This window comes from Geodermatophilus sp. SYSU D00079, assembly GCF_054050635.1.
This window is the reverse complement of the sequence record NZ_JBJGZS010000006.1, coordinates 147,575-161,925: the sequence shown is the minus strand read 5'-3', so window position 1 is coordinate 161,925 and position 14,351 is coordinate 147,575. Positions and strand designations below refer to the sequence as shown.

General features: G+C 75.4%; 12 protein-coding genes. All 12 read right to left on the bottom strand.

The window, feature by feature from the left end:
* Positions 1–388: 388 nt before the first annotated feature.
* The 12 genes from tyrS to pheS all read right to left on the bottom strand — a co-directional run bounded on the left by tyrS (position 389) and on the right by pheS (position 14,190).
* Positions 389–1,666: a tyrosine--tRNA ligase gene (tyrS, locus tag ACI79E_RS08170; protein WP_456932025.1), complete on the bottom strand. Its 1,278-nt coding sequence runs from the start codon at positions 1,664–1,666 to the stop codon at positions 389–391.
* A gap of 2 nt (positions 1,667–1,668) precedes the next feature.
* Positions 1,669–2,289 (bottom strand): DNA-3-methyladenine glycosylase, encoded by a 621-nt coding sequence (locus tag ACI79E_RS08165; protein WP_456932026.1) that lies wholly within the window; start codon positions 2,287–2,289, stop codon positions 1,669–1,671.
* A 23-nt stretch (positions 2,290–2,312) separates the two neighbouring features.
* Positions 2,313–3,749 (bottom strand): argininosuccinate lyase, encoded by a 1,437-nt coding sequence (gene argH, locus ACI79E_RS08160; RefSeq protein ID WP_456932024.1) that lies wholly within the window; start codon positions 3,747–3,749, stop codon positions 2,313–2,315.
* Positions 3,750–3,751: 2 nt separating this feature from the next.
* Positions 3,752–4,282 (bottom strand): arginine repressor, encoded by a 531-nt coding sequence (locus tag ACI79E_RS08155; RefSeq protein WP_456932023.1) that lies wholly within the window; start codon positions 4,280–4,282, stop codon positions 3,752–3,754.
* Entirely contained in the window at positions 4,279–5,229 is a 951-nt protein-coding gene (gene argF / locus ACI79E_RS08150) for an ornithine carbamoyltransferase (protein WP_456932022.1), read from the bottom strand. The genes ACI79E_RS08155 and argF overlap by 4 nt, the downstream gene beginning before the upstream one ends.
* Entirely contained in the window at positions 5,226–6,416 is a 1,191-nt protein-coding gene (locus tag ACI79E_RS08145) for an acetylornithine transaminase (RefSeq protein WP_456932021.1), read from the bottom strand. The genes argF and ACI79E_RS08145 overlap by 4 nt, the downstream gene beginning before the upstream one ends.
* Positions 6,413–7,420 carry an acetylglutamate kinase gene (gene argB, locus ACI79E_RS08140; RefSeq protein WP_456932020.1) on the bottom strand — a complete coding sequence of 336 codons (1,008 nt, stop codon included), beginning with the start codon at positions 7,418–7,420 and terminating at the stop codon, positions 6,413–6,415. The genes ACI79E_RS08145 and argB overlap by 4 nt, the downstream gene beginning before the upstream one ends.
* Positions 7,421–7,437: 17 nt before the next feature.
* Positions 7,438–8,589: a bifunctional glutamate N-acetyltransferase/amino-acid acetyltransferase ArgJ gene (gene argJ, locus ACI79E_RS08135; protein ID WP_456932019.1), complete on the bottom strand. Its 1,152-nt coding sequence runs from the start codon at positions 8,587–8,589 to the stop codon at positions 7,438–7,440.
* A 55-nt stretch (positions 8,590–8,644) separates the two neighbouring features.
* The gene (argC, locus tag ACI79E_RS08130) at positions 8,645–9,685 is read right to left on the bottom strand and encodes an N-acetyl-gamma-glutamyl-phosphate reductase (protein WP_456932018.1); all 1,041 of its coding nucleotides are present in this window, start codon (positions 9,683–9,685) and stop codon (positions 8,645–8,647) included.
* 167 nt (positions 9,686–9,852) lie between these two features.
* Positions 9,853–10,671, bottom strand: a complete 819-nt coding sequence (locus ACI79E_RS08125) for an SDR family NAD(P)-dependent oxidoreductase (RefSeq protein WP_456932017.1) — start codon at positions 10,669–10,671, stop codon at positions 9,853–9,855.
* Positions 10,664–13,126: a phenylalanine--tRNA ligase subunit beta gene (pheT, locus tag ACI79E_RS08120; protein WP_456932016.1), complete on the bottom strand. Its 2,463-nt coding sequence runs from the start codon at positions 13,124–13,126 to the stop codon at positions 10,664–10,666. The genes ACI79E_RS08125 and pheT overlap by 8 nt, the downstream gene beginning before the upstream one ends.
* Complete coding sequence (gene pheS / locus ACI79E_RS08115; protein WP_456932015.1) at positions 13,123–14,190, bottom strand: phenylalanine--tRNA ligase subunit alpha; 1,068 nt, start codon at positions 14,188–14,190, stop codon at positions 13,123–13,125. The genes pheT and pheS overlap by 4 nt, the downstream gene beginning before the upstream one ends.
* Between the last annotated feature and the right edge of the window lie 161 nt (positions 14,191–14,351).

The following is a 14,351-nucleotide window of genomic DNA, read 5'->3' as shown; positions in this document are numbered from 1 at the left end:
AGCACGCCGCCAGCGTTCGTCCTGAGCCAGGATCAAACTCTCCGTAGATGAATTTGCATCCCCAGCCGAGAACCGAGAGCTAGCACTCTCGATGTCAATCAACCAAAGGAATCCCTCACCACACACAAAGTGCGCAGTGCGGGGGTATAAAACTTGGCACTGACTTTCGGCACGCTGTTGAGTTCTCAAGGAGCGGACGCGCGGAGAACCAGGCCTCGCGGCCGTCGTCTTCGGCTTGTTGTCTCACTCTGGCGCCCGGGCCCGGCCTCGCGGTCGTTCCCGGCGCACAGAGAAAGTTACGTGGGCCCGGAGGCCGTGTCAAACCGGTACGCGGTGACGCCGGACACCCCCTGGCAACGGCTCCGTCACACGCCGTTCACACCCCAGGTCAGGCCCCCCGCTGCACCCCGGCGACGGCGCGCTTGCCCCGGCGGAGCACCAGCCAGCCGCCGGGGAGCCAGGCGTCGTCGCGGGGCACGGCCTCGGCGTCGGTCACCCGCTCGTTGTTGAGGTAGGCGCCGCCCTCCTTCACCGTCCGCCGCGCCTCGGAGAGGCTGCCGACCAGACCGGTGAGCTGGAGGAGCTGCGCGACGGTGGGCGTCCCGCCGTCCACGGTGACGCTGCCGGCCTCCCGGAGGGCCGCGCCGAGGGTCTCGGGGCCCAGCGCGGAGAGGTCGTCCCGGCCGAACAGCGCCCGCCCGGCGGCCTCCGCCTGCCGCAGCTCCTCGGGGCCGTGCACGAGCAGGGTCAGCTCCTGGGCGAGCGCCCGCTGGGGCGCGCGCGAGGCGGGGCGCTCCAGGGACTCCGCGACGAGCGCCGCCACCTCCTCGGCCGGCCGCTCCGAGTACAGCGGCAGCCAGGCGCGGGCGTCGGCGTCGTCGGCGTTGAGCCAGAACTGGAAGAAGGCGTAGGGCGAGGTGAGCGCCGGGTCGAGCCAGACGGCGCCGCCCTCGGTCTTGCCGAACTTGGTGCCGTCGGACTTGGTCACCAGCGGGGTCGACAGCGCGTGCACCCGCGCGCCCTCGGTGCGCCGCACCAGGTCGATGCCGGCGGTCAGGTTGCCCCACTGGTCCGAGCCGCCGGTCTGCAGCGTCACCCCGTTGCGCCGGTGCAGTTCCCGGTAGTCGTTGGCCTGCAGGATCTGGTAGCTGAACTCCGTGTAGCTGATGCCGGCCTCGGAGTTCAGCCGCGCGGAGACCGCCTCCTTGGCCAGCATCTGGCTGACGCGGAAGTGCTTGCCGATCTCCCGCAGGAAGTCGATCGCCGACAGGGGCGCGGTCCACTCGAGGTTGTTCACGTAGACCGGCGGGGCGAGGCCGTCCCGCTCGGCCGGCACCTCGAGGAACGGCGCCACCTGGGTGCGGATGCTGTCCACCCAGCCGGCGACGGTCTCGCGGTCGTTGAGCTGCCGCTCGGCCGTCGGCCGCGGGTCCCCGATCAGGCCGGTCGCCCCACCCACCAGGACGACGGGCTGGTGCCCGGCCCGCTGGAGGGCCCGCAGCACCATGAACTGCAGCAGGTGACCCACGTGCAGGCTGGGCGCCGTCGGGTCGAAGCCGGCGTAGTAGGCGACCGGCCCCTCGGCGAGGTGCGCGCGCAGCGCCTCCTCGTCGGTGCTCTGGGCGATCAGCCCACGCCGGTGCAGCTCGTCGATCACGTCGGTCACGGCTACTGATCCTCCCCTGCGCTCCTCCGGCGGGGCCGACCCCCCGGCCGGAACACGCTGACCGAGTCCGCGCCGGTCTCCCAGAACCGCCACGGCAGCTCGGTGGCGAGCGTGATGCCGACCCGCGGCCCGGTCGAGACCGCCGCCGGCGGTTCGCCGTGGTGCAGCCGGACCGGGCTGGCCGGGGACAGCAGGTCGGCGGCCTTGTCGTCCGGGCCGATCGCCAGGGCCTGGGTGAGCCGCGCGGGACCGCGGGCGAGGTCCCGCGCCGTCCGTGCGGCCGGCCGGCGGGCGCGGGCCAGCTCCTCCCCCACCACGACGTCCCCGGCGCGCAGCAGCACCGCCGACCCCTGCCCCTCCGGGCCGACGACGACGTTGGCGCACCAGTGCACCCCGTAGCTGAAGTACACGTAGAGCCGCCCGGGCGGGCCGAACATGATCGCCGCCCGCGGCGTCGGCCCCCGGTGGGAGTGGGCCGCGGGGTCGGTGCCGTCGCCGGCGTAGGCCTCGACCTCGGTCAGCCGCAGCGCCACCTGCCCCTCGGGCCGGTCGGTGACCAGCCAGCACCCCAGCAGCGCCGGGGCCACGACGTCCGGCGGCCCGAGCAGCTCCGCCGCCGTCAGCAGCGGCCCGGGCGACGGCGAGCTCAGAGCGCGGCCGCCACGGGTGAGGACGACGCCCAGTCGGCGTGCTGCCGGGTGAGCTCGGCCAGCCCGGTCAGCTGCTCGGCGACCCGCTCCGGCGCCGTCCCCCCGCGGGCGCTGCGGGCTGCCAGCGCGCCGCGCACGGTGAGGACCGAGCGCACGCCGGGGGTCAGCCGCTCGTCGATGCCGGCCAGCTGGTCGTCGTCGAGCTCGTCGAGCTCGAGACCGGCCTCCTCGCAGAAGGCGACCATCGCCCCGCTGATCTCGTGCGCCGAGCGGAACGGCACGCCCTCGCGCACCAGCCACTCGGCGACGTCGGTGGCCAGCGCGAAGCCCTGCGGCGCCGCGGCCTCCATGACCTCCGGGCGCAGCGTCAGCGTGGCGACCATCCCGGTGACCGCCGGCAGGAGGAGGAGCAGCTGCTCCATGGAGTCGAAGACCGGCTCCTTGTCCTCCTGCAGGTCGCGGTCGTAGGCCAGCGGGAGCCCCTTGAGCATCGTCAGCAGCCCGGTCAGGTTGCCGACGAAGCGACCGGACTTGCCGCGGGCGAGCTCGGCGATGTCGGGGTTCTTCTTCTGCGGCATGATCGAGGACCCGGTCGCCCAGGAGTCGTCGAGCCGGGCCCAGCCGAACTCCGTCGACGTCCAGAGCACGACCTCCTCCCCCAGCCGGGAGAGGTGCACGCCGATCAGGGCGGCGGCGAAGCAGAACTCCGCGGCGAAGTCGCGGTCGCTGACGCCGTCCATCGAGTTGTCGGAGGCGCGGTCGAAGCCGAGCTCGGCGGCGACCGCGTCGGGGTCCAGCGGGAGCGAGGAGCCGGCCAGGGCGCCGGAGCCGTAGGGGCTGACCGCGGTCCGCCGGTCCCAGTCCCGCAGCCGGTCCACGTCGCGGGCGAACGCGTGCACGTGGGCGAGCAGCTGGTGGGCGATGAGCACCGGCTGGGCGTGCTGCAGGTGGGTCATGCCCGGGGCGGCGACGTCCTGGTACCGCTGCGCCAGGCCCAGCAGCGCGTACTCCAGCGACGACAGCTCCCCGACCAGCGAGCGCACGTGGTGGCGCAGGTAGAGCCGCAGGTCGGTGGCGATCTGGTCGTTGCGGCTGCGCCCGGCCCGCAGCTTGCCCCCGAGCGCGCCGAGCTTGCCCGACAGCCCGCGCTCGAGCGCCTCGTGCACGTCCTCGTCGGACTCCAGCGCGACGAAGGTGCCGGCCTCGACCTCGTTGGACAGCTCGGTCAGCGCCCCGAGCATGAGGGCGAGCTCGTCGTCGGTGAGCAGCCCGGCCCGGTGCAGCACCCGCGCGTGGGCCCGCGAGCCGGCCAGGTCGAACGGCGCCAGCTTCCAGTCGAAGTGGGTCGACTTGGACAGCGCCGCCAGCGCCGGGGAGGGGCCGCCGCCGAAGCGGCCGCCCCACAGACGGGTCTCCGAAGGTGCGGAGGTCACGATCAGCTCTCTTCCAGGTCCGACGTCAGTTCGGGGTAGACCGCCGGCGTGCGCGCGGCGAGCGCCCGCAGGCGGTCGGCGAGCGCCGGACCACCGTCGGGTGCGCGGGAGACGACCAGGAGAGTGTCGTCCCCCGCGATCGTGCCCAGGACGTCGGGGAGGCCGACCTTGTCCAGGGCGGAGGCCAGGAACTGCGCGGCGCCCGGCGGCGTGCGCAGGACGGCCAGGTTGGCGCTGCCCTCCGCGCTGGTCAGCAGGTCGGCCAGCAGCCGGGTCAGCCGGGCCGGAGCGGCCTGCGCCGGCCGCAGCGGGGCGTTCTCCGGCGGCAGCACGTAGGACGCCGGGGCGCCGTCGGACCCGCGCATCTTGACCGCGCCGAGCTCCTCCAGGTCCCGCGACAGCGTGGCCTGGGTGACCTCGATGCCGGAGCCGGCCAGCAGCGCGGCGAGCTGGGTCTGCGAGGTGACCGGGCGGGTGTCGATCAGCTCGCGGATCCGGGCCTGCCGCGCCGAGCGGGTCAGCGCGCCGGTCACCCCGATCGCTCCAGCAGCCAGACCAGCAGCGCCTTCTGGGCGTGCAGCCGGTTCTCCGCCTCGTCCCACACCGCGCTCTGCGGACCGTCGATCACCTCGGCGGCGATCTCCTTGCCGCGGTAGGCCGGCAGGCAGTGCAGGACGACGGCGTCGTCGGCGGCCCGGGCCAGCGCGGCGCCGTCCACCGCGTAGGGCAGGAACGGCGCGATCCGCGACTCGTACTCGCCCTCCTGGCCCATGGACACCCAGGTGTCGGTGACCAGGACGTCGGCGCCGTCGGCGGCGGCCGCGGCGTCCGCGGTCCAGGCCACCGAGCCGCCGGTCTGCGCGGCGATCTCCTCGGCCCGTTCCAGCACCGCCTTGGACGGCCGGAAGGACTCGGGTGAGCCGATCCGCACGTGCATGCCGGCGGTGGCCCCGCCGAGCAGGTACGAGTGCGCCATGTTGTTGGCGCCGTCGCCGAGGTAGGTCAGGGTGAGGCCGGCCAGCCGGCCGCGCCGCTCGGCGACCGTCTGCAGGTCGGCGAGGATCTGGCAGGGGTGGAACTCGTCGGTCAGGGCGTTGACCACCGGCACCCGGCTGACCGAGGCCATCGCCTCGATGCGGTCCTGGCCGAAGGTGCGCCAGACGATCGCGGCGGCCTGCCGGTCGAGCACGCGGGTGGTGTCCTCGATCGGCTCGCCGCGCCCGAGCTGGCTGGAGCCGGCGTCGATGACCAGGGGGTAGCCGCCGAGCTCGGCGACGCCGACGGAGAACGACACCCGGGTGCGGGTCGACGGCTTGTCGAACAGCACCGCCACCGCCCGCGGCACGCCGTTCGGCGCGGCCAGCGGCGTGGGCGCCTGCGCGGTGTGCCGGGTGCGCTTGAGCTCGGCGGCCAGCGCGAGCACCTCGGCCTGCTCGGCGGGGGTCAGGTCGTCGTCCCGCAGGAAGTGCCGGGGGCTCACTGTCCGGTCTCCTGGAGTGCGGTGTCGAGGGCCGCGGGCAGCGCGGCGACGAAGGCGTCGACCTGGGCGTCGCTCAGCACCAGGGACGGCGCCAGCCGCAGCACGTCGGGGGCGACGGCGTTGGCGAGGAAGCCGGCGTCCCGCAGCGCCGCCTCCAGCGCGGCGGCGACCGGTGCGGTGAGGACGACGCCGAGCAGCGCACCCCGCCCCCGCACCCCGCTGACCCCGGCGTGCCCGAGGCCCTCGATCCCGGCGGTGAACCGGTGCTCGAGCTCCTTGGCCCGCTCCAGCAGCCCCTCGTCGCGGATCGTGTCGAGGACCGCCAGCGCGGCGGCGGCGGCGATCGGGTTGCCGCCGAAGGTGGAGCCGTGCGAGCCGGCCGTCAGCAGGTCGGCGGCCGGCCCGAAGGCCAGGGTCGCGCCGAGCGGCAGGCCGCCGCCGAGGGCCTTGGCCAGGGTGATGACGTCGGGCTGCAGCCCGTCGGCCTGGTGCGCGAACCAGTGCCCGGTGCGGCCGGTGCCGGTCTGCACCTCGTCGACGGCGAACAGCGCACCGGCGTCCTGCGCGGTCCGTGCCGCCGCGGTCAGGTAGCCGGCGGGGGCGGGCAGCACGCCGCCCTCCCCGAGCATCGGCTCGAGCAGCACCATCGCCGTCCGGTCGGTGACCGTGCCGGCCAGCGCGCCGGGGTCGCCGTAGGGCACGTACCGGACGCCGCCGGGCAGCGGGGCGAAGGCCGCGGCCTTCGAGGGCTGCCCGGTGAGGGCCAGCGCGCCCATGGTGCGGCCGTGGAAGGCGCCCTCGGCGGTGATCACCTCGGGCCGCCCGGTGAGCCGGCTGATCTTGAAGGCGGCCTCGTTGGCCTCGGCGCCGGAGTTGCAGAAGAAGACCCGCCCGGGCCGGCCGGCCAGCTCCAGCAGCCGCTCGGCCAGCAGGACGCCGGGCTCGTGCATGGCCAGGTTGGAGACGTGCCCGAGGGTCTGCGCCTGCCGGGTGATCGCCTCGACGACCCTCGGGTGGGCGTGCCCGAGGATCGTGGTGGCGATGCCGCCGAGCAGGTCGGTGTACTCGCGGCCGTCGACGTCCCACACCGTCGCCCCGGCGCCGCGCGCCAGCGCGACCGGCGGGGTCTTGTAGTTGCCCATCATCACGGCCGACCAGCGGGTGGCCAGCTCCTCCGTGTGGGTCATGCCGGCTCCCTCCCGGTCTCGGCCGGGACCACCATGGTCCCGGTCCCTTCCGTCGTGAACATCTCCAGCAGCAGGGCGTGTGGCGCGCGGCCGTCGACGACCGTCGCCCGCTTCACCCCGCCGTTCACCGCCCGCAGGCAGGCGGTCATCTTCGGCACCATCCCGGCGTCGAGGGTGGGCAGGATCTCGGCGAGCTCGGCGGCGTCGATCTGCTGCACCAGCGAGTCGCGGTCGGGCCAGTCGGCGTAGAGCCCCTCGACGTCGGTGAGGACGACGAGCTTGACCGCGCCGAGCGCCACGGCCAGCGCCGCCGCGGCGGTGTCGGCGTTGACGTTGTGCACCACGCCGTCGGCGTCCGGCGCCACCGTCGCGACGACCGGGATGTGCCCGGACTCCAGCAGCGCCGTGACCGGGGTGGGGTCGACGGCGACCACGTCGCCGACCAGGCCGACGTCCACCGGGCGGCCGTCGACGAGGGCGTGCGTGCGGGCGGCGGTGAACAGGCCGCCGTCCTCCCCGGACAGGCCCACGGCCAGCGGGCCGTGCTGGTTGATCAGCCCGACCACCTCCGGGGTGACCTGGCCGGTCAGCACCATGCGGACGACGTCGATCGTCTCGGCCGTGGTGACCCGCAGGCCGCCGCGGAACTCGCTGGCGATGCCCAGCCGGCCCAGCATCTCGGTGATCTGCGGGCCGCCGCCGTGCACCACGACCGGGTGGATGCCGCAGGTGCGCAGGAAGACCATGTCCTCGGCGAAGGCGCGCCGGCACTCCTCGTCGACCATGGCGTGCCCGCCGTACTTCACGACGACGACGTTGCCGTGGAACTCCTTGAGCCAGGGCAGCGCGCCGGTGAGGACGGCGACCTTCTGCCGGTCGCCCTCGGGGTCGTAGGTGCGCATGACCCGGCGGGTGCCGACCTTGGGCGGCGGCGGCGGGAGGTCGTCGACGCGGACGTCGGGCGGCGTGGGGTCCTGCGCGGCCGGGTCGTGGGTGGTGGTCACGTGGGGTCCTGGCTCGCTCATGTGGAGTAGGCCGAGTTCTCGTGGACGTAGGCGATGGACAGGTCGTTGGTCCAGATGGTGGCCTGCTCCGTCCCCGCCCTCAGGTCGACGTCGATGGTGATCTCGCGCCCGGTGAGGTCGACCAGCTCCCGCGGGTCGCCGATCGCGCCGCCGCGGCAGACGGTGACGCCGTTGATGGTCACGTCCACCTGGTCGGCCTCGAACGCCGCGTCGGTGGTGCCGATCGCGGCCAGCACCCGGCCCCAGTTGGGGTCGTTGCCGAACAGCGCGGTCTTGAGCAGGTTGTTGCGGGCGCAGGCCCGCCCGGCGGTGAGGGCGTCGTCGACGCTGGCGGCGTTGCGGACGGTGATCGCGATGTCCTTGGTGGAGCCCTCGGCGTCGGCGAGCAGCTGCATCGCGAGGTCGGTGGCCGCCGCGGTGAGCGCCTCGGCGACCTCCGCGGCCGACGGCGTGACCCCGCTGGCGCCGGACGCCATGACGATGACCGTGTCGTTGGTCGACAGGCAGCCGTCGGAGTCGACGCGCTCGAAGCTGACGCTGGTCGCCTGCTTCAGCGCCGACTGGAGGGTGGCGGCGTCGACCACCGCGTCGGTGGTGAGGACGACGAGCATCGTGGCCAGGCTCGGTGCCAGCATCCCGGCGCCCTTGGCCATGCCGCCGACGGTCCACCCGTCGCGGGCCTGCACCGTCGTCTTGGGCACGCTGTCGGTGGTCATGATCGCCCGCGCGGCGTCGTCCCCGCCGTCCTCGGACAGCGCCCCGGCCGCGGCGGTGACCCCGGCGGTGAGCTCCGCCATGGGCAGCCGGACGCCGATCAGCCCGGTCGAGGCGACCGCGACGTCGATCGCGCCGATGCCCAGCTCGCCGGCCACGTGCTCGGCGGTGGCGTGGGTGTCCTGGAAGCCCTCGGCGCCGGTGCAGGCGTTGGCCCCGCCGGAGTTGAGGACGACCGCCTTGACCCGGCCGGTGCCGAGCACCTGACGGCTCCACTGCACCGGCGCGGCCGGGAAGCGGTTGGTGGTGAAGACCGCGGCCGCGGCGTCGTGCGGGCCGTCGTTGACGACCAGGGCGACGTCGTGGGCGCCGGTGCTCTTGACCCCGGCCGCGACGCCGGCGGCCCGGAAGCCCTTCGGGGCGGTGGTGGTCATTCCGGGGCCCCCGCGGAGCCGTGGAGCGCCGGCGGGGCGTCGTCGTGGGGGGCGTTCACGGCGCGACCCCCACGAGCGGCAGGCCCGTGGTCTCGGGCAGGCCGAGGGCGAGGTTGGCGCACTGGATCGCCGCTCCGCCGGTGCCCTTGGTCAGGTTGTCGACCGCGGCGACGACGACCAGCCGGCCGGCGTCGGGGTCGACCGCGATCTGCAGCGCGACGGTGTTGGCGCCGAGCACCTGCGCCGTCGTCGGCCACTGCCCCTCGGGGAGCAGGTGGACGAACGGCTCGTCGGCGTAGGCCTTCTCGTAGGCGGCCCGTGCGGTGGCGGCGTCGGTGCCCGGGGTGAGCGGTGCCGAGCAGGTGGCGAGGATGCCCCGGCTCATCGGCACCAGCGTCGGGGTGAAGCTGACGCTGACGGCCTGCCCCGCCGCCTGGCTGAGGTTCTGCACCATCTCCGGGGTGTGCCGGTGCACCCCGCCCACGCCGTAGGCGCTCACCGAGCCCATGACCTCGCTGCCCAGCAGGTGCGGCGCGGCCTTCTTCCCCGCGCCGGAGGTGCCGCTGGCGGCGACCACGACGACGTCGGGCTCGACCAGCCCGGCGGCCAGCGCCGGGGCGACCGCCAGGGTGACCGAGGTGGGGTAGCAGCCGGGGACCGCGATCCGCCGGGCGCCGGCCAGCTGCTCCCGCTGGCCCGGCAGCTCCGGCAGCCCGTAGGGCCAGGAGCCGGCGTGCTCGCCGCCGTACCACCGCGCCCACGCCGCCGGGTCGTTGAGCCGGTGGTCGGCGCCGCAGTCGACGACGAGGGTGTCGTCGGACAGCTGCGCGGCGATCGCGGCCGACTCCCCGTGCGGCAGGGCCAGGACGACGACGTCGTAGCCGCTGAGCGACTCGGCGTCGCTGGGCTGCACCTCGAGGTCGGCGTACGGGAGCAGGTGGGGCTGCAGCTCACCCAGGCGTCGCCCGGCACTGGAATTGGCGTGCACCCCGGCCAGCCGCAGGGCCGGGTGCCCGGCCAGCAGCCGGCACACCTCACCCCCTGCGTAGCCGGTGGCGCCGGTGACCCCGACCGTCCACGTCTGCCCTGTACTCACGATGCATGACCATACACGGCCATGCATGACCGTTCATCCGAGTATCGCGCTGCGCCGCCGGGGACGGTGTTCCGGCCGTGCTCGTGCTCTGCCCAGCGGGGTGGGGAGAGCATGAGCACCCGGGCGTGGGGTGGGTCAGGCCAGCGAGCACCCGGGCGTGGGGTGGGTCAGGCCAGCGGGTCGTCGTCCCCGTACGGGCGCAGCCGCAGCTGGCGGGCGTCGCCGTCCGGCCGGAGCCCGCGCAGGGTGTCCAGGTCGTCGCCGCCCACCCGCAGGAACCGGCCCGACCACGCGTCCAGCTCACCGGCCGCGATCGCGGTCACCACGGCGACGACGTCGGCCGGCTCGGTCCAGTCGGTGCGGCCACGGTGCATCGGCATGCCGGCGGTCATGTCGGTCCGGACCACGCCGGGCGCGACGTCGAAGGCCCGGACGTCGGTGCCCTCCAGCGCGCCGGCGAGGGCCTCGGTCATGCGCATCAGACCCGTCTTGGCCACCGAGTAGGCCGAGTACTCCGGGCGGGCGCGCAGGCTCATGCCGCTGGCGAGGTTCACCACGCGGCCGCGGTTGCGCAGCACCATCCACGGGACGACGGTGCGGCACAGGAGGAACCCGCCACGGACGTGGCTGGACACGACGTCCCACCACTGGTCGGGGTCGGCCTCCCAGAGCGGCTCCTCCGCGGCGTCGACCAGGCCGGCGTTGTTGACCAGGAGGTCTACCGGGCCGAGCTCCTCCCGGACCCGCGCGACGGCGTCGTCCACGGCCGCGCGGTCGGTGACGTCGGCGGCGACGGCCAGGGTGCGGGCGCCGGTGGCGGCGGCCACCTCGGCCATCGTCGCGGCCAGCCGCTCGCCGCCGCGCGCCAGCCCGGCCACCGCGGCGCCCCGCTCGGCCAGCCCCTGCACCAGGTGGCGGCCGATGCCCGTCGAGGCGCCGGTGACCAGCGCGACCGAGCCCGCCAGCGGGCCGGCGGCCTCAGCCACGGAGCTCGGCGCCCGTCGCGGCCGCGGCCGCGGCCACCGCCGCGTCGCGCACAGCCGTGGCCTCCTCGCTGGTCAGCGTCCGGTCCGGGGCCCGCAGGGTCAGCGCGTACGCCAGCGACTTGTGCCCCTCCGCGACGGGGGACCCGGTGTAGACGTCGAACAGCCGCAGCGACTCCAGCAGCTCCCCGGCGCCGGCACGCAGGGCGGCGTCCACCTCGGCGGCGGGCACGTCGTCGCCGACGACGAGCGCCAGGTCCAGCAGCACCGGCGGGAAGGCCGACACGGCGGGCCCGACCGGCACCGGCGCGGCCGGCAGCGCGTCCACGTCGAGCTCCATCACCGAGGATCGGGCGGGGAGGTCCAGGGCCGCGCACACCCGCGGGTGCAGCTCACCGGCGTGGCCGACCACCCGCCCGCCGACCAGCAGCTCGGCACAGCGGCCCGGGTGCCAGGGCGCGCGCTCCCCGGCCCGGACGGTCAGCTCCACGCCGGCGGCCGCGGCGACCCGGCGGGCGGCCTGCACCGCGTCGGCCCACACGGCCGGGCGGCCCGGCCCCCACCAGCCGCGCGGCTCGCGGTTGCCGGCCAGCGCCACGGCCACGTGCCAGGGCTGGGCGGGGACGGCCCCGAGCAGCGCGGCGAGCGTCTCGTCGTCCGGACGCCGGTCCACCCCGGGCAGCGGCGCCGGTGTGCGCTGGCCGCCGGGGAAGACAGCGCCGTGCTCGAACAGCGCGACGTCGCGCTGGCCACGGGAGAGGTTGCGGGCGAGGGTGGCCAGCAGGCCGGGCAGCAGCGTGGTGCGCAGCGCCGGCTCCTCCTCCGACAGCGGGTTGCGCACCAGCACCACCGCGCGGCGCGGGTCGCCGGCCTCCAGGCCGAGGGCGTCGAGGGCGGCCTCCCCGACGAACGGGTAGGACGGCGCCTCGACGTACCCGGCCTCGGCGAGGGTGCGGCCGATCGCGCGGCGGCGGCGCTGGGTGTCGGTCAGCCCGCGCCCGGGCGGGGCGGTGGGCAGCACCGAGGGGACGTCGTCGTAGCCGGCCAGCCGCACGACCTCCTCGACCAGGTCGGCCGGGTCGGTGAGGTCCGGGCGCCAGGACGGCGGGGTGACCGTCAGCGGGGCGCCGTCGCCGTCGACCGTGCAGCCGACCTTCGCCAGCAGCTCGACGACCTGGGCCGGCGGGTAGGGCACGCCGGCCACCCGGCCCGGCCGCTCGGCGTCCAGCAGGATCGTCGGGCGCGGGCCGCGGGTGTCGACGTCCACCGGCGTGCCGACGACGCAGGCGCCGCCGTGCTCGGCCAGCAGTGCCGCGGCGCGGGCCAGCGCCACCATCGTCATCTCCGGGTCGACGCCGCGCTCGAAGCGCTTGGCCGCCTCGCTGGGCAGCCGGTGCCGGCGGGCGGTGCGGGCCACCCCCGTCGGCTCCCAGTGCGCCGCCTCCAGCAGCACGTTCGTGGTGCCGTCGCCGATCTCGGTCGACGCCCCGCCCATCACCGCGGCCAGCCCGATCGGGCCGGTGTCGTCGGTGATCAGCAGGTCGTCGGCGTCCAGCGCGCGGTCGGCGCCGTCCAGGGTGATCAGCCGCTCCCCCGCCCGCGCCCGGCGGACGGCGACCGGGCCGGTGACCGCGTCGCGGTCGAAGGCGTGCATCGGCTGGCCGAGCTCGAGCATCACGTAGTTGGTGACGTCGACGGCCAGCGAGATGCTGCGGACGCCGGACTGCGCCAGTCGCCGCCGGATCTCCCACGGCGTCGGCGCGGTCGGGTCCAGGCCCTCCAGCGCGATCATCGAGAACCGGTCGCAGCGGTCGGCGTCCTCGACGGTGACCTGCCAGGCCGGCTCGCCGGACCAGGCCGGCGGGGTGAGCGCGCCGGGGTCGCGCCAGTCGACGCCGAGGCCGGTGCCCATCTCGCGGGCGATGCCGCGCATGGACAGGCAGTAGCCGCGGTCGGGCGTGACGGCCAGCTCGATGACGACGTCGTCCAGGCCGACGACGGGGCCGGCCGGCGTGCCCGGCTCGGGGGCGCCGTCGCCCAGCACGAGGATGCCGGCGTGGTCCTCGCCGATGCCGAGCTCGCGGACCGAGCAGATCATCCCGTCGGAGAGCCGGTCGTAGGTCTTCCGCGAGGCGATCTCGAACCCGCCGGGCAGCACCGCCCCCGGGAGCGCGACGACCACGGCGTCGCCGGCGGAGAAGTTGCGGGCGCCGCAGACGATGCCCCGCGGTTGTCCCTCACCGGTGTCCACCTGGCAGTAGCGGATCGGCTTCTTGAAGCCGGTCAGCTCCTCGATCTCCAGGACGCGGCCGACGACCAGCGGGCCGGTGACCTCCTCGGGGCGGTGGACCGCCTCCACCTCCAGGCCCAGGCGCACGAAGGCGGTGTCGAGGTCCTCGACCGTGGTGTCACCGGGGAGGTCGACGTGCTCGGCCAGCCAGCCGATGGGGACCCTCACTGCTCCACTCCGAACGCACTCGTGAACCGGACGTCGCCCTCGACGATGTCCCGCATGTCGCCGACACCCGAGCGGAACTGCAGCGCCCGCTCGATCCCCAGACCGAAGGCGAAGCCGCTGTACTCGTCCGGGTCGATGCCGCAGGCGACCAGCACCCGCGGGTTGACCATCCCGCACCCGCCCCACTCCACCCAGCGTGGGCCGCTGCGGTGCTCGGGGAACCAGACGTCGACCTCCGCCGACGGCTCGGTGAACGGGAAGTACGACGGCCGCCATCGGGTGACCGCCTCGGCGCCGAAGAGCACCCGGGCCACGTGGTCCAGCGTGCCGCGCAGGTGCGCCATGGACAGCCCGCGGTCGACGGCCAGGCCCTCGATCTGGTGGAAGACCGGGGTGTGCGTCGCGTCGAGCTCGTCGGTGCGGTACACGCGGCCGGGCGCGACGACGTAGATCGGCGGCGTCCGGGACAGCATCGTGCGCGCCTGCACCGGGCTGGTGTGCGTGCGCAGCACCAGGCCGGAGTCCTCGGGGGCCACGAAGAAGGTGTCCATCATCGTGCGCGCGGGGTGGTCGCGGCCGATGTTGAGCGCGTCGAAGTTCAGCCACTCGGCCTCGAGCTCGGGGCCGTCGGCGACCTCGTACCCCATGCCCACGAAGACGTCGGCGATCCGCTCGGTGAGCGTGGTCAGCGGGTGCCGCGCGCCGCGGGGGGTGCGGTCCCAGGGCAGGGTGACGTCGACCCGCTCCTCGGCCAGCACCCGCGCGTCGCGCTCGGCCTCCAGCTCCGCCCGGCGGGCCTCGTAGGCCTCGGTCACCGCGACGCGGGCGGCGTTGACCCGCTTGCCGGCGTCGGACCGGGCGGCCGGGGGCAGGGCACCGAGCTCGCGGCGGGCCAGCAGCACCGACGCGCGGTCACCCAGGTGCGCCGGGCGGACGGCGGCCAGCGCCTCGAGGTCGCCGGCCCCGGCGAAGGCCTTCTGGGCCTCGGCGACCGCGACGTCGAGGGCCTCGGCGGAGAGGGCGGCGACCTGCTTGGGGTCGTAGGGGTCGTTGGCGCCAGACACGGGAGGCCATTCTGCCCGGCGCCCGCGTCCGGCCGCGCACGGGTTTGCCGGTCCCCGTCGAGATCCCGCGATCTCGGCCGTCGGGGCGCCGCAGGGTGCCGAGATCGCGGGATCTCGCCGGAGGGGTGCCAGATCCCGCAGCGCGACTGCCGACCTGCCCG

What these genes read in the sequence shown, in the direction of transcription:
- ACI79E_RS08145 (WP_456932021.1), bottom strand. Translation starts at nt 6,416, where the DNA reads ATGACCCACACGGAGGAGCTGGCCACCCGCTGGTCGGCCGTGATGATG.
- argJ (WP_456932019.1), bottom strand. Translation starts at nt 8,589, where the DNA reads ATGACCACCACCGCCCCGAAGGGCTTCCGGGCCGCCGGCGTCGCGGCC.